11 protein-coding genes are annotated in these 16,482 nt (G+C 51.4%); 6 read left to right on the forward strand and 5 right to left on the reverse strand.

Annotation, left to right across the window (positions count from 1 at the left end):
- Nucleotides 1–111: 111 nt before the first annotated feature.
- The 6 genes from L4174_RS06195 to L4174_RS06220 all read left to right on the forward strand — a co-directional run bounded on the left by L4174_RS06195 (nt 112) and on the right by L4174_RS06220 (nt 6,383).
- Entirely contained in the window at nt 112–2,046 is a 1,935-nt protein-coding gene (locus L4174_RS06195) for a sensor domain-containing diguanylate cyclase (protein WP_248139595.1), read from the forward strand.
- A 13-nt stretch (nt 2,047–2,059) separates the two neighbouring features.
- Nucleotides 2,060–2,215 (forward strand): hypothetical protein, encoded by a 156-nt coding sequence (locus tag L4174_RS06200; RefSeq protein WP_248139597.1) that lies wholly within the window; start codon nt 2,060–2,062, stop codon nt 2,213–2,215.
- 352 nt (nt 2,216–2,567) lie between these two features.
- Entirely contained in the window at nt 2,568–3,104 is a 537-nt protein-coding gene (ectA, locus tag L4174_RS06205) for a diaminobutyrate acetyltransferase (protein ID WP_248139598.1), read from the forward strand.
- A gap of 23 nt (nt 3,105–3,127) precedes the next feature.
- Nucleotides 3,128–4,393 (forward strand): diaminobutyrate--2-oxoglutarate transaminase, encoded by a 1,266-nt coding sequence (gene ectB, locus L4174_RS06210; RefSeq protein ID WP_248139600.1) that lies wholly within the window; start codon nt 3,128–3,130, stop codon nt 4,391–4,393.
- An 11-nt stretch (nt 4,394–4,404) separates the two neighbouring features.
- Entirely contained in the window at nt 4,405–4,800 is a 396-nt protein-coding gene (locus tag L4174_RS06215; protein ID WP_248139602.1) for an ectoine synthase, read from the forward strand.
- Between the two features lie 149 nt (nt 4,801–4,949).
- A complete protein-coding gene (locus L4174_RS06220; protein ID WP_248139604.1) occupies nt 4,950–6,383 on the forward strand; it encodes an aspartate kinase in 1,434 nt (477 codons plus the stop codon).
- A 103-nt stretch (nt 6,384–6,486) separates the two neighbouring features.
- On the opposite strand, the gene L4174_RS06225 is transcribed toward L4174_RS06220, so the two are convergent.
- The 5 genes from L4174_RS06225 to queE form a co-directional block, all read right to left on the reverse strand.
- Complete coding sequence (locus tag L4174_RS06225) at nt 6,487–8,808, reverse strand: YgiQ family radical SAM protein (protein ID WP_248139606.1); 2,322 nt, start codon at nt 8,806–8,808, stop codon at nt 6,487–6,489.
- Nucleotides 8,809–9,120: 312 nt separating this feature from the next.
- The gene (locus tag L4174_RS06230) at nt 9,121–10,665 is read right to left on the reverse strand and encodes a PAS domain-containing methyl-accepting chemotaxis protein (RefSeq protein ID WP_248139608.1); all 1,545 of its coding nucleotides are present in this window, start codon (nt 10,663–10,665) and stop codon (nt 9,121–9,123) included.
- A 458-nt stretch (nt 10,666–11,123) separates the two neighbouring features.
- Nucleotides 11,124–12,524, reverse strand: a complete 1,401-nt coding sequence (asnS, locus tag L4174_RS06235; protein WP_248139609.1) for an asparagine--tRNA ligase — start codon at nt 12,522–12,524, stop codon at nt 11,124–11,126.
- 212 nt (nt 12,525–12,736) lie between these two features.
- The gene (locus tag L4174_RS06240; protein WP_248139611.1) at nt 12,737–15,598 is read right to left on the reverse strand and encodes a hypothetical protein; all 2,862 of its coding nucleotides are present in this window, start codon (nt 15,596–15,598) and stop codon (nt 12,737–12,739) included.
- A gap of 189 nt (nt 15,599–15,787) precedes the next feature.
- Nucleotides 15,788–16,456 (reverse strand): 7-carboxy-7-deazaguanine synthase QueE, encoded by a 669-nt coding sequence (gene queE / locus L4174_RS06245; protein WP_248139613.1) that lies wholly within the window; start codon nt 16,454–16,456, stop codon nt 15,788–15,790.
- Nucleotides 16,457–16,482 lie beyond the last annotated feature (26 nt).

Consider the following 16,482-nt stretch of genomic DNA (forward strand, 5'->3'; position numbering starts at 1 on the left):
TAGCGACGGAGCGGTCATATCTGCGATATAGCTTGCGACACGGGCTTACCGGTTCCTATATAATCGACCGGATTCATATGGCGACTACTCTTTTTTCGAAAGATATTTTAAATGGATTTTAAACCTAAATATCTGATTAATCTGGTTCTTCCCTTGTTTATGCTGCTGATTGCCACACTGGTTTATATTGGTTATTCCGATTACAAAACCATCCGTGACAGTGCATATTCCCAGGCAAGGGCCAACATCAGCGTGGCTCAGGAATATCTGAACCAGCACTACACAGCGGCTAATAACCAGCTCTACTTACTGTCGGAAATTCTGCAGGATGAAGAAGATATTCCCACGTTTCTGACAGCGGCTCAGTATGTGGTTGATCATCAGAATAAGTTTCAGGAAGTCGGGCTGCTGATTGATTCGACGTATTACGGGACGAATCAGCTGAAGCTGGAAGAGATTGCTGACAAAGTCCGGCGACGTCCCTGGTATGACAAGGCACAGCAGTCTGGTGTGACGTTTTTATCCCCTTTTTACCGCAGTAACAGCACAAAGAAGTGGTGTGTTGCTCTGACCCGGACGCTTGAAATACCGGGGAAGGAGGATGTCAGAATCGTCATTGAACTGGATGCCAGTGCAATGTCGCAAGACTTATCCGGCCTGAAAACCATGAAAGACGGGTATGTGTTTGCCGTTGAATCGGAAAGCGGTCATGTTGTGATTCATCCTGACCCGTCACGGCTGGGGACGGCATCAGTCAGCCTGACGCCAACCATACTGGATGAGATTCTGAAGGGTGAACAAGCCGGAGAAATCCCTTCCTATGCCTATCAGGACCAGTACAAATTCAGTGTGTATGAGACGAATCAGCGTTTTGGCTGGGTATTGCTTTCCGGGACCCGAAATCAGGAAATTACCGCAAATGCGCTCAAACTGGGAGTTGTCGGGGGAACATTACTGGCGCTGCTGTTTTTTATTCTGCTGGTGGGTTATCTGCACAGCCGGATTCATCAGCTGGGTGGCCGGTTGCTGGATGCTCTGGAGTTTGAGGATCTGCACCGTCAGCTGTCGAAGCTGCTCAGCGATACCATTGGCTGCAGCCGAGTTTATCTCTTCGTGATGAACGAAAAAGAAGGGGTCCTGGAAGAGCCGCATCATCAATTGCGGGCAGAGGTGCCAACAGATTTGTTTTGCCGTTTGTCCGGATGCCAGCAGCTTGGCCGGGATTGCCAGCCGGAACAGGACGGTATTGTCAGTCAGATTGCTTCCAGCGCGCCTTGTATCCGGCTGCCTTTGGTCAATACCGCTCGTTCAGGCCACTTTCCCTCCAATCAGCTTGTTGGCATTTTGTATATCTGCAAACCCGGATTGGCATACCGGTTTTTTGTCAAAATGATTGTGAATTACACGCTGAATGCGCTGAATCAGCTGCTTCTGACCCAGCATATACGCAGTGAAGATCAAATGACCGGGCTGAAGAATAAAAACTATCTCAGAAAGCAGATGGAACAACGGCTGGCGGAGACTCAAGATCAATATTATCTGGCGATGATTGATATTGATGACTTCAAATCGATCAATGATACCTACGGGCACCTGTTTGGCGATAAGGTGATTTTGATGATTGCGGCTTTGATGAAGCGAAGTTTCCGGGCCAATTCGGTCTTGTGCCGTTACGGCGGGGAAGAGTTTGCCGTACTGATGTCTGCCTCGGATTGTGAAGTGGCGCGGGAACGGCTGGAAGCCTTTCGTACCAGTGTAGAAGGCCAGAAAATCCGCGTGGCAGACAAGTCCTGCTCCATTACGGTCAGTATCGGTTTTGCTTTGCTTGAAGAAGGCATGGAGTCCACGATCTCTCAGGCAGACAAAGCACTGTATCGTGTGAAATCACAGGGGAAAAACCAAGTGTTTTATGCTGAACACCAGTCAACGGAGTCTTCATCAGGAATGTGCGGCAAGACCCATTCGGTAAATCGTGCTAAGTTGAAGCACAAACAGCCATTTTCTGAGATACGTCAATCGAAGACATTGACCAGGATTGACGACTGAGCAGGGGAAAAACATGCTTAAATTTGTTGTGATTGTGTTGCTCATCGTGGTTGCCGTATTTCTGGCGCGTTACCTGGATGAACAGAAACAGAAAACCTTATTTATTGGTATGTTGATCTGCGCCGTGATTGCGACCGCTGTGTTTATGGCTGTGGAACTGGCCAGATAAGTTCCGCTTCTTCTATCTCCGCAATATCCCTTCTTCCTTTTTCGTGCCACTGACTGTCAGTGGCCTCTGAGCGTCTCCGCAGATTGTGATTGTTCAGGGTGAATCTGCCGTCTGCCGGGAGATTCATTGTTGTGCGTCATTTCATAGATGATCCGGATGTCGGTAAGATGACAAAAATATAATTAGTTCTATAATTATTTGTTTTGTAATTATTTTTCCTGTTTAATTCTTTTTAAATCAATATCTTGTACTTTTTTTGTGTCATTGATTCAGACTTATGGGGTTGATATTCCAAGTTTGGACCCTATAATTGTTTCTGAATTCATTAGAGCACTAAACAATGTGGCGATCAATGATTACATCAGCACCATGGGCATTAGCCCAAGAAACATCGAGCAAGACTCAGGAAGAGTTTGTTTTTCGAAAACCGGAACGTTCAGATGGTTATCGAGTGCATTCACTGATCGAATCTTGTCCCCCGCTAGACACGAACTCTTCATACTGCAATTTCCTGCAGACCACTCATTTCAAAGACACATGTATTGTTGCTGAACTTGATGAGGAGTTAGCAGGTTTTATCTCGGCATACCGGGTTCCGGAAAAAGATCAGACCCTCTTTATCTGGCAGGTTGCCGTGAGTGAGATAGCACGTGGTCAAGGGCTCGCTTTTAAGATGATTCAACAACTGCTGGCGCGTGAAGAACTGAGCGATATCCGGAATATCGAAACGACGATCACCCGCCTCAATAAAGCCTCTTGGGCGTTGTTTAAGAAAGTGGATCAGGCGAACGGGAACCTGGGCGAAGTGTCGCTGTTCCTTGATGAAGAGAAACATTTCGACGGGAAACATGACTCGGAATATCTCTATCGCATTCCACTGAAACAATAACTCACGATAAAACAGGATAAGTCATGAATATCTTTAATGCGCAGGAATCAAATGTTCAATGTTATGCCAACAATTTCCCGGTGGTGTTTTCTTCCGCGAAGGGCTGCTGGCTGAACACCCGTGAGGGTGATCGCTACCTGGACTTCCTGGCAGGCGCCGGTGCGCTGAACTACGGCCATAATAACCCGGTGCTGAAAAAAGCACTGATGGATTACATCGATCAGGATGGCCTTACGCACGGTTTGGATATGCATTCAGAAGCCAAAGCGGCTTTCTTGGAAAACCTGAAAAATTTCATCCTGACCCCGCGTGGTCTGGATTACAAAGTACAGTTCACGGGCCCGACCGGCACAAATGCCGTTGAGGCAGCACTGAAACTGGCTCGTAAAGTCAAAGGCCGTCAGAACATTGTGGCCTTCACCAACGGCTTCCACGGTGTGTCTTACGGTGCACTGGCCGCAACCGGTAACCAGCACCACCGGGGCGGTGCGGGTATGGCTCTGAGTGGCGTCACGCGTCTGCCTTATGAAGGTTACGCAGATCTGGATGGTCTGGCGCTGTTCGAAACCATGCTGACCGACAACTCCAGCGGCCTGGATAAACCTGCTGCCGTGATTCTGGAAACCGTTCAGGGTGAGGGCGGTCTGAACGTTGCGTCAAACGCGTGGCTGCAACGGTTGAGCGGCATCTGTCAGCGTCACGATATTCTGCTGATTGTCGATGACATTCAGGCGGGTTGTGGCCGGACCGGTACCTTCTTCAGCTTTGAACCTGCGGGCATCAAACCCGACATGGTAACGCTGTCAAAATCCATCGGTGGTTACGGTTCTCCGATGGCTGTGGTTCTGCTGAAGCCAGAACTGGATAAATGGTTGCCGGGTGAGCACAACGGTACTTTCCGCGGAAACAATCATGCATTCATTACCGCAGCGGCTGCGATTGAAGCCTACTGGCAGAATAACGATTTTGAGCAGCACATCCATGCCCGTGCAGAGCAGCTGAATGTGACCCTGCAAAAATTACTGAAACAGTATCCGGCAGTCTTTGAGAAGATCAAAGGCCGTGGTCTGATGCAGGGCATTGCCTGTCATCAAGGTGAGTTTGCCGGTGCCATCGGGAAGCTGTGTTTCGAAAACGGCATGATTATCGAAACGGCCGGTCCGGACGATGAAGTGCTGAAGTTCTTCTGTCCGCTGACCATCAGCGAGGCCGAACTGGAGAAAGGGCTGCATATTTTTGAACAAGCAGTGGTCGAATTTGCGAAGTCTGAACTGAAGAAAGCGTCTTAAGGAGAACAAGAATGATTGTACGCACCCTGGATGAGTGCCGTGACAGCGAGCGTCGCGTTGTCGCAGAAAACGGGAACTGGGAAAGTGTTCGCATGTTGCTGCGTGATGACAACATGGGTTTCTCGTTCCATATCACGACAATTTATGCGAACACCGACACCCATATTCACTACAAGAACCACCTGGAATCTGTTTACTGTGTCTCCGGTGAAGGCGAAATTCAGACAACCGCCGACGGTAAAACCTATGAAATCAAACCCGGCACCCTCTACGTTCTCGACAAGCACGATGAACATCAGCTGCGTGCGAACAAAGGGGTGGATATGGTGATGGCCTGTGTATTCAATCCGCCGCTGACGGGGATGGAAGTACACGATGCAGACGGTGTCTATCCCGCTGCTGAGTAACAGAAACCGGGGCAGCCTGATTTCCGCAAGTACATGACCCTCCTTGCGTCATCAACCCGAGGGTCAAACGAAAGGTGGTGTAAGCCGCCTTTCAATCCCATCAAGTCAGAGGTGTGCTTCTCTGCTGATGAAAAGAAAAAGGAGTTCCCATGACTCATACCGTTGAAAAAATCGGCGGTACTTCCATGTCTGCGTTTGATGCGGTGATGGATAATATCCTGCTCTATCCGGACAACCCTTATCAGCGTATTTTTGTGGTTTCAGCTTACGGCGGTATCACAGACGCTTTGCTGGAATGCAAGCGTACCGGTGAGCCCGGTATCTTCCGCTATATTGCCGAACGTAATGATATCTGGCGTGAAAAACTGAAAGCGCTGGAGCAGCGGATGCTGCTGATTAATGACACCATGTTCCCTGACTTGTTTTGCCGAAACCGGGCTGACAATTTCGTGCAAGAGCGGATTGCGAATGCGATCTCCTGTATTGAGAATATTCTGGAAACCTGTCAGTACGGTCAGTTTTCACTGGCAAGTTATCTGCCGCAGATCCGTGAGTTTCTGTCTTCGATTGGTGAAGCGCATTCTGCATTCAATACAACGCTGATGCTGAACAACCTCGGGATTAATTCGCGCTTTGTCGATTTGTCCGGCTGGGGGGCAGAGAACAATGTTCAGGGCGATCTGGATGCCGTCATTCTGGATGCCATTAAAGATATTGATCTGAGCCAAGAACTGCCGATTGTCACCGGTTATGTTCACTGTGAAGAAGGCCTGATGAAAACCTACGATCGGGGATACAGTGAGATGACCTTCAGTCGTCTGGCGGTATTGAGCCAGGCCAGCAGGGCGGTGATTCACAAAGAGTATCATTTAAGCAGTGCTGACCCGCGTATCGTCGGTCCGGAGCATGTGCGCCCGATTGGCAAGAGTAACTATGATGTGGCGGATCAACTGGCGAATCTGGGGATGGAAGCGATTCACCCGAATGCTGCATCCGGTCTGCGTCGCGCTGGAATTGAGCTTGCGGTAAAAAATACGTTCGAGCCTGAACATCCGGGAACGGTCATTTCTCAGGACTATCATCCGGAGACAGACAGGGCTGAAATCATTGCCGGTCGAGACAAGGTGTTTGCGCTGCATGTGTTTGATCAGGCGATGGTCGGGCAGGTCGAGGATGTCAGCTATGAACTGATGGAAATCATCCGTGAAGAGAATGTTCAGCTGATCAGTAAAGAGATGAACGCGAACTCTGTGACTTACTATCTGGATGGCAGTACCTCGAGTCAGAACAAGGTGTTGTCAAAAGCCGAGAAGCGCTATCCGAAAGCCAAAATCACCGGAAAAATGGTCGCGCTGATTTCCGTGATTGGCTCTGCGATTGATACCAATAAAACCATGAGTCAGGGGGTGCTGGCACTGCTGGACCAGGCGATCAGTCCAAAAGCGGCACATGCGTCCCTGCGGAACGTGGATGTCCAGTTCGTGGTGAAAGACAGCGATTATCAGGGCGCGATTTGTGCCTTGCATCAGAGCTTTATGAGTGAAGATGTCTCAAGGGTTTCGGTTGAAAAAGTGGTTGCTTAACCCGAACTCGGCTGAAGTTTCCCTTCTTCAGATAAGTGAAAGGCAAGCGCGATGCGCTTGCCTTTTTTGATCATGGTTGCAGGTCAGCAGATCCGGGTGGCCGTCAGGCGCGTGCTCCGCGTTTGGCTGCCGGCTTGCCCCGCGATTGTGGCTTTGCGTTCGGTGCCGGACGCTGGCCGTTGCCCTGCGGCTTGCCTTGACTGCTCGGGTTGCGTCCTTTTCCGTGAGCATTCGTCCCCTGAGCTTTTGTGCCTTGGGCTTTTGGCTTGCCTGAGCCTTGACGGTTCGTGGTGCCGTCTTTCCGGATATCCGGCTGATTCGGGTGCTTGGTCGCAAAGCGTTTGGCACCATGACGGCTGGAACCTCGGCGTTTCGCCGGGGTGAGCGCGGCTTCACTGCCTTCTGCCGGGATCAGGCAGTCCGGGCGGTCACCGATCAGATGTTTCTTACCCATGCTGACCAGGGCTTCACGCAGCAGCGGCCAGTTGGCCGGATCGTGATAACGCAGCAGTGCCTTGTGCAGACGGCGCTGACGATCGCCTTTTGCGACAAAGAGATCATCGCGCTGCTTGTATTTCACACGCTTGAGCGGGTTGGTCTCTGAGTGATACATCGCCGTGGCGTTACACATCGGCGACGGATAGAAGTTCTGGACCTGATCGCACTGGTAATCATGTTTCTTGAGCCACAGCGCCAGATTCAGCATGTCTTCATCCGTGGAACCCGGATGCGCTGAAATAAAGTACGGGATCAGATACTGCTTCTTGCCCGCTTCGGCACTGTATTTTTCAAACAGTTCTTTGAAGCGATCGTAAGTACCCATTCCCGGTTTCATCATCAGATCCAGGGTACCTTTCTCGGTATGTTCCGGGGCAATTTTCAGATAACCGCCAACGTGGTGCGTCACCAGCTCTTTGATGTATTCCGGAGACTCGATTGCCAGATCGTAGCGGACCCCGGAAGCGATCATTACTTTATTGATGCCTTCAACCTCACGCGCTTTGCGGTACAGGTCGATGGTGTGCTTGTGGTCGGTATCCAGCTTCTCGCAGATTTTCGGGAAGATGCACGATGGACGGCGACAGTTTTTCTCCGCACGCGGATCAGAACAGCCCAGACGATACATGTTTGCCGTCGGGCCACCCAGATCGGAAATCGTGCCGGTAAAGCCCGGGACTTTATCGCGGATGTCTTCCAGTTCCTGAAGAATCGATTCTTGCGAGCGGTTCTGAATAATCCGGCCTTCGTGTTCTGTGATTGAACAGAATGAACAACCGCCGAAACAGCCCCGCATGATGTTCACACTGGTTTTGATCATGTCGTACGCCGGGATCTTGGCTTTCCCGTATGCAGGGTGAGGCACCCGCGCGTAAGGCAGGCCAAAGACAAAATCCATCTCTTCTGTGGTCAGCGGAATTGGCGGCTTATTCACCCACAGCTCACGGTCGCCGTGCAACTGAATCAGGGCACGGGCGGAGTAAGGGTTCGCTTCCAGGTGCATCACACGGCTGGCGTGGGCGTACAGAATTCGGTCGTTGCGCAGCTTTTCGTAAGACGGCAAACGCACGGCGCTGGTGAAGGCATCATGACGTGACGGCTGAATCTGAACCGTCTGAGCTTTGACGGGTTCTTCTTCAGCTTTACTTTTGTTGGTCTCGCAGACTTCTTCGGTCGCGTACGGATTTGGCATCACCATTGCTTTGCCCGGTTTGTCAATCCGGGTGGAGTCGATGATTTTGTAATGCGCCGGGGCTTCTTTCAGGATGACCGCAGTGCCTGCGATGTCAGTCATGGTGGCGACGTCTTCACCTGCGGCAATGCGGTGTGACACTTCGACCAATGCACGCTCGGCGTTCCCGAACAGCAGAATGTCTGCTTTGGCATCGAACAGCACTGAACGACGCACTTTATCCGACCAGTAGTCGTAATGGGCTAAACGACGCAGGCTGGCCTCAATGCCACCCAAGACAATCGGGGTGTCTTTATAGGCTTCACGGCAGCGCTGAGAATACACCAGCACCGCGCGGTCCGGACGTTTTCCGCCTTCATTATTCGGGGTGTAGGCATCGTCATGGCGCAGTTTACGATCCGCCGTATAACGGTTGATCATCGAGTCCATATTGCCTGCAGTGATCCCGAAGTACAGATTCGGCTTGCCCAGCGCCATGAAGGCATCTTTATTGTCCCATTTGGGCTGGGCAATAATGCCCACCCGGAACCCCTGTGCTTCCAGCACACGGCCGATCACTGCCATTCCAAAACTTGGGTGATCGACATAGGCATCACCGGTCACAATAATAATGTCGCAGCTATCCCAGCCCAGCGCGTCCATCTCCTCACGGGTGGTCGGCAGGAATGGCGCTGTGCCGTAGCATTCAGCCCAGTACTTTGAATAGCGGTTAATTGGCGTGACGTCAGTGTGCATATATTGGCCTCAGGTTCAGGAGGCGGGGATTATAACGACTCCCCACCGCACTTGCCAGCCTTGCAAATGAGGCAGCAGAATAGTTTGTCGGGTCGAAAAACCGCACACCAAAGCATAGCAAAATGAAAGTCGATTGCATGACTGACGGGCAGATTCCCGGAAATTGCCGATCGAATCGATTTCAGTCTGGGATTTGCCTAATTTATGTTGGCGAGGAAAAAGCTTTCCAGAGACTAAAGGCCGCGTGTGCGGCCTTTAGATTCGTTGCAGTGGCAAGAAACTCACTGCGGTTTCAGGGGGAACTGAAAGGATCTAGCCGAAAGATTTGCCCAAACCTTCCAATAATGCAACTTTTTCACGCATTTGCGCCGAAGCTTCTTCCATTCGCGCCATCATGGTCAGATTGTTGGAAGAGGAAATAGAAATTTGGTGAACGTTGTTACTGATTTCCTGGGCTACAGTACCTTGTTCTTCAGCGGCTGTGGCGATTTGCGTTGAGATTTCGGCAATTTCGTCCACCATGCTCACGACCTCCATAATGCTGGCGGCGGTGTCATTGGTGTGCGCGACGCACTGTTGTGTTTTATCAATGCTCTCGGTTGAAGTTGACTGCCATTGGTTCAGCGTGGCATTGATGTTCACAATGCTGGCCTGAATATTTTCGGTCGCGCCGTGAGTCCGTTGCGACAAGGCGCGCACTTCATCTGCCACAACCGCAAAGCCACGACCCTGCTCCCCGGCGCGGGCAGCCTCTATTGCAGCATTCAGCGCCAGCAGGTTGGTCTGCTCAGCAATGCCCTGGATTTCCATCATCATGGTCTCAATCTGTTCTGAGACCTTGACCAGGGATTGTGCGGTTTCGGCGGCTTTCTCCGAATCCCGTGCCAGATCGTTAATATTGTCCTGAGTTAATTGAAGAACTTTTGTGGTCTCAGCACATTTTTGCTGAGCGATCAGAACTTTGTCAGTCGTGAGCTGCGTATTCTGGGCGATCTCTGTGGCAACGGATGACATCTGGTTGATCGATGTGGCTATATGCTGGGTATCTTTATCCTGATTGGAGATGGAGTCCCGGGTATGAATGGTCACGTCGGTCAGTTCATCGGTGACATTCCTGATGGTGGTGGCGGCATCGTCGACGCGCCCCAATACAGTTTTCAGCCGGGCATCATTGAGTTTCAGGTGAAAATCAGCCACAGATGTCGGGCCGTTACCGCTGTAGACGATGCGGGTCAGGGCATCATAGTCTTCGGATAGCTGCTTAAAAAATCGGGGTACTGCGAAAAATTCACCCCGGCAAAGGATCGCAATGAAGATAAATGGGATGACAGCGGAAAAGTAATCATAGTCAGGAATGAAAGTGTGGGTCAGACCGACAGTCAGGGCGGTAAAAAAGGCAGTGATACCGAGTTTTGCCCAACTGGATAGCCGGATCCCATAAGGATTTTTCTTGAGATTGAGTTGCTGGTAAATCTCTGTCGCGGTGTGGATCATTTCAGGGGTTGGTTTACGGCGCACAGACTGATAACCGCAAACCTGGTTATTTTCATAAAGCGGGGTGACATAGGCATCAACCCAGTAGTAGCTGCCGTCTTTACAGCGGTTTTTCACAATGCCGCGCCAGGGTTTTTCCGCTTTGAGGTGACTCCATAAATCGCCGAAAGCTGCTCTGGGCATATCCGGGTGCCGGATAATATTGTGGTGCTGGCCAACCAACTCGTCACTGCTGAAGCCGCTGATCGCGACAAATTCTTCATTGGCGTAGGTAATTACACCTTGCAGATCCGTTGTTGTGACTAACTGAGCATTAGGGTCAAGCACGACCTCACGATCAGTAATCTGGCGATTTTTACGCATGAATCATCCCTCTTCGAAACGCATGTAGCATGTGTATTGGGTAAGACGTCTTTGGTCAGACGTTCTGGAGCAGTGAGCTGCTTTTTTTTTTGTGACACGTCTGACTCAACTCTAGATGACAGGTGTTGAGTGACATACTGCAATTGACGGGGATTTGAATCGCTTCAAAAAATAGACATTTAGCGTGTCAAAAAGTAAGCAAAGCTAAATTGAGCGATTATTATCGATAGTTACAGGCAGTATTCCATTCTGAAGCGCAACACTTTTCCAAAGCGTCAGCGTGTCCAAGCTGTAAAGCTAATGCGTCAATTTTGACTGATTGTTTAGGAAGGAAGTATAAAACCTTGAAGTTTGTGGGTGATTGTTCATTTCTTGTACCATCCGCAAGAGCAGGGATAGTAAAAAGCCCTGCGACAGCAGGGCTTTGAAGAACAGCTGAGCGCTGGAAGGAAAACGGCTCAGAAGTTGGCAGAACGTGGTGTACGCGGGAATGGGATCACGTCACGAACGTTCGCCATACCCGTCACGTAAGACACCAGACGCTCGAATCCCAGACCGAAGCCCGCGTGTGGGACTGTGCCGTAACGGCGCAGATCGCGGTACCAGTTCATGTCTTCCGGATCGATGTTCATTGCACGCATGCGCTCATCCAGAACATCCAGACGTTCTTCACGCTGTGCACCACCGATGATTTCACCAATGCCAGGTGCCAGAACATCCATCGCTGCCACAGTGCGGCCGTCTTCGTTCAGGCGCATGTAGAAGGCTTTGATGTCTTTTGGATAATTTTTCACAATCACCGGTGCATTGAAGTGTTCTTCCGCCAGATAGCGCTCGTGCTCAGAAGACAGGTCGATACCCCACTCAACGTCAAATTCGAACTCACGGCCGGACGCTTTCAGGATATTGATGGCATCAGTGTAATCTACCTGTGCAAAGTCAGAATCAACAAATTGCTCCAGACGGGTGATGGCTTCTTTGTTGATGCGCTGTGCGAAGAATTCCAGATCGTCGCGACGCTCTGCCAGTACGGCTTTGAAGACATACTTCAGCATGTCTTCCGCCAGTTTGGCGACGTCATTCAGATCTGCAAATGCAACTTCCGGTTCAACCATCCAGAACTCGGCCAGGTGACGGCTGGTGTTGGAGTTTTCAGCACGGAACGTCGGACCGAAGGTGTAAACCTTGCTCAGCGCACAGGCATAAGCTTCGGCGTTCAGCTGTCCGGAGACGGTCAGGAAGGTTTCTTTACCGAAGAAATCTTCGTTGAAATCAACTTTGCCTTGCTCGGTGCGAGGCAGGTTTTCCAGATCCAGCGTCGATACGCGGAACATCTCGCCGGCACCTTCTGCGTCAGCAGCAGTGATCAGGGGCGCTGAAGTCCAGAAGAAACCCTGCTCGTGGTAGAAACGGTGAATCGCCTGAGACAGACAGTTACGCACACGGGCAACCGCACCAATCACGTTGGTACGCGGACGCAGGTGTGCCACTTCACGTAAGTATTCGATGGAATGGCGTGTTTTTGCCATTGGGTAAGTATCCGGGTCATCAACCCAGCCCACCACTTTCACAGCCGTTGCTGCCAGTTCGAAATCCTGGCCCTGTGCCGGAGATTCAACCACCTTACCGGTGACTTCTACTGAACAACCCGTCGTCAGTTTCAGAACTTCTTCCTGGTAATTATTCAGTTCATTCGGGACCACGGCCTGAATCGGGTCGAAACAAGAGCCGTCATAGATGGCAAGGAAAGAGATTCCGGCTTTGGAATCCCGACGTGAACGAATCCAACCGCGAACAGTGATTTCACTGTCAACCGCGATTTTACCGCTCAGTACGTCTGAAACAGGCGCGTAAGTCATGATGTAATTATTCTCCGTTGAGGCACGACTGAGTGCTGTGCTTTATTTACAGTCCAAAACAGCAATATTACCTGTCTCGTCTCAGGCATCAAGCCTTGATGCATGTGATGATGGGAAATAATCACATTGTGCCGGTTTTTGTGTTGATTTAGTAATCACTGAGTGCCCCAAAATAAGTCCGGCAGCCATTGCATGACTGCCGGAGCCGGGGGTTATGGTGTCGCCGGCGGTGGTGTGAGATTACACGTTTGTCCGTCGCGGAGCACAGTGCCCGGGAAGGGGCTGCCGGGTTGCGGCGGGTCTGTCGGTTCCTGCACTGTGACGGCAGGGGCATCCCCGGCGGGGATGAGGGTGACGACATCGCTCCACATTTCCCCCTGTTCGGCGCTCAGGGCCGGGCTGGCACTTTCCCAGCGCATGAAGTGATTGAACCCTTTGATGGTCAGAGTTCGACCGTCGGTGTCAGAGACTTTCAGCCATTCCCGGAAATCACCGGTCGGGAATTTTTTCGCGCCGTTGCTGAATGTGGCATCAATATCAGCCTGTGCCATGGCATTTTCGTAATACAGGGTGCCATCGGCTTCCAGTTTCCACCGAACCGGAATGCTGAAACCACAGCCGTCACTGTCTCTATAGCTGCCCGTATTGAATCCGGCCTGACTGTCCGCCTGGTTGTTCAGAATCAGATGACGGGACGTGTCGCTGTTGAAGACCAGTGCTTTTCCGGCCAGCATATTTTGCGTGAAGCGGGGTGTCCGGCTTTCCCAACTGACGACACAGCTGGCCGACTGGCTCTCGTACTCTGTTTTGGTTTTTGCGGATGACGGCATCTGGGTACTGGTGTTCCAGCCGGAGTCACTGGCCGTACAGGCAGCCAGTGTATTTGGCGCATACTGCTTGGTCATCAGATGGCTGATTTCTGTTTCATTTGCGCCGCCCATGTCTTTCTGGCTGAAGGTTTTCACGGCCAGGATCGGACGAGTCTCATTCTTTTTGTGTGTCATTGCCCAGAGCTGGTAGTCGCTGAAGCTGTCCGTGCTGTCTTCAGTCAGGCGCAGGAAGCCATTTTCATTGAGCTGCCACTGCCGGTTGGCCGTGCCGGGCTGAAGTACTGTATTGAGGTAATATTCCCAGGTGTTGTCGCTTTTAAGGATGACTGCTTCCAGTTCACCCAGGCTGTCTGCTTCGGTTGAGATTTGCACCAGATGCTGATTGACCATGGCGTTGACACCATCTGTGGTGAAGCGGTCATCCCCGCCACATTCCGTGACCGCATTGAGGAACTGGTCTTCGGTTGCCGGTGCAGTATCGCCGAATGTACAGTCGCCGAAAGGCGGTAAGTTCGCGCGTGAGGTAACCGCGTAGATCTGTTCTTTGGCGGCATGGTTGAAACCGGCAAAATGGAAATCATCATCTTTCAGAATGGCCTCTCCCTGATGGACTGCACCATTGTCGACTACCAGGAATAAGTATGGTGTGTCGAAGGGATAGCGGTTTGCCAGCTGCTGAATGACATCTGGGACGGCAAACTGGAACATTTGTTTTTCCAGGACGGTGACAGGCGACCATATCCCGGTTTCAACCACCATCCAGCCATCGCCGCCGACATTGACCCAGTAATTGACGCGATGGGTATTGTTAAAGACAAATTCGAGCACCACATTGTCGGTCAGATGGTAGCCATTCACCTGCTCAAAACTGCCGGCATCTTCAACGGCAACCATGTCTTCCAGCGTGGTGTAAGGCACAGTCGGGTTCCCTTTGGGCGCTACGGTACAATGGTCTCCGCTGACGTTGGTTTTGCAGAGCAGCATCCGGGTGGTGTCCGGGCTCCAGGTGAAGTAATACCCCATCGCACCGTCTGAAAAGGCTGCGGTACCCGGCACATAGCGGGTCATGAAGTGATTTTCTTTTGTGGTCAGAAAATCATGCATGTTTTGCCCGGACAGGGGATAAGAATTGACCCGGATCGTCACGTTGCGGTCATCGCTTTCTTCAAGACCGGCATCGGTGACAATTGCGGTGTTGCTGGAAGAAATCAGTACTTTGAAATATTCGTAAAGGTCTTTCCAGCCGGAGCCAGTCAGAATCTGACCCTGGATGGCGTCTTCTTTTTGATCGAACTGGACCAGCGGTTGTTCACTGAAATACGTAAAGGCTTCCGTCAGGCTGACATCGCTGTCACTATTTTTTTGCCACTGCCAGTCGACCTGACGCGTTTCATTGGTTGCTGTGTCCGGGCTGTTGAAGTCCATCATATCGGCTTCAAGTTTACTGCCATTGAGGGAACTCTGACTGTGCAGACGCCAGAAACCAGCATTGAAAATTGTCTGGATGGTGTCTTTCTGTGCGGTCATTTCTGTGTACTTACGGGTCATGACCCCTTCCAGAATGTCATTGACCACAGTCAGCGACATCAGCGTGCTCAGGTTGACACCGTTCAGACCGAGTTTGGGGATCAGCGTGACACTCAGTTCATCGGCCAGCTCATTGATAAAATCACCCGCATTCCGGACGTCGAGGTTCCCCGGATTGCTGACCGTTTGGCTGAATATTCCCCAGTTACCGTCTTTCACCACCCGTTTCACCAGTGCCTGATAGGCGAGGGTCGTTTTCAGAGACAGCGCGATTTCAGTATCGGTCAGCGGGGTCAGGAACAAATCTGTTGGCAGGCGATCACCGATGGCAAACTGAGGCGGGCCATCCAGATCAAGCACCAGAACGCCCTGCAGCAGGAGCGGGCTCTGGACAGTGATGGTGTAATTGCTGTCATCCTGCTGGAAATCCGTAATCTCAGTCTGTCCCATGACTTTGCCCTGGCTGTTCAGGATCAGCACTGCGAAGTTGTCCTGTAACAATGTGGGCGTCGCCGCATAGGCCTTGCTGATCAGATCCCAGTGGTTTCCTTGCTGAGCGGTATTCAGGCCGGCGGGAAGATCAACCGTGACGGTGAAACTGGTTTTGACGGGTGGTAATTCGGCAGGCTTGATGCCAGCCTCGCCGCTGCCACCACCACACGCAGAAAGCAGGCCAGCCAATAGCAAGCTCAGGCCAATCATCAGATAGGCGCGCATAATCCTTCCCCTGAACGATAAATGCTGTATTTTTTGACCAAACATGGTGTGCGTTTGGTTTCGTGTTTGGGGTGAGTATAGGTAAGGCGGAAGTGGGTGGTTGTTAAACCAGACAGGCTGTCTCAGCCCTTGAGACAGCGTCTGAGAATTGAGACAGCGATTCGGGGGAACCGGGTGATGCCTGAAAAATCAGGCAATCGACAGATATTTGTGTGTCTGAATCGACAGGCGCCAGTTTCGTGCAATACAGGTCTGAATGCACAACTCAGTGGCTCGGGGTTTCTGGCTGATCGGTTGCAGCGCAATCGTGACATCTTCTTTCAGACTGACGCCTGCCAGTAGCGCATCAAGCTGGTCTATATCTTTTTGGGTACCGACCGGATGTTTGATTTCATTGGCACGTTCGAGTGCTGACACAAGGACCGGCAGTTTCCCTTTCATATTGATCTTCGGTGAAACGGTGACCCAGGTTGCCTCAGTGGCGAGAACATCATAGGTGCCGCTGGTTTCAATCTGACAGCGGAATCCATGGTCTTCCAGGGCTTCAGTTAATGGGCGCAGGTCGTACAGGCAAGGTTCTCCGCCGGTGATCACCACATGCCGGGCGGTGTAGCCCTGATCTTTGAGGACCTGCACAATGCCGCCGGCATCCAGTGCGGTCCAGGTCGGCGCGTCTTCTTTTTTAGCGATCATGGTCTGCACGTTCACTTCGTCCTGAGGCTCGGCACTCCAGGTCTGCTTGGTATCACACCAGGCACAGCCAACCGGGCAGACCTGTAAACGGACAAAAATGGCCGGCACACCAGTGAAAACACCTTCTCCCTGAATGGTTTCAAAGATTTCATTGATTTTGTACACGACGACCTCAAAACATCTGACTAATT

Origin of the sequence: Photobacterium sp. CCB-ST2H9 (genome assembly GCF_023151555.2) — a bacterium.
In the GTDB taxonomy this organism is placed as follows: Bacteria; Pseudomonadota; Gammaproteobacteria; order Enterobacterales; family Vibrionaceae; genus Photobacterium.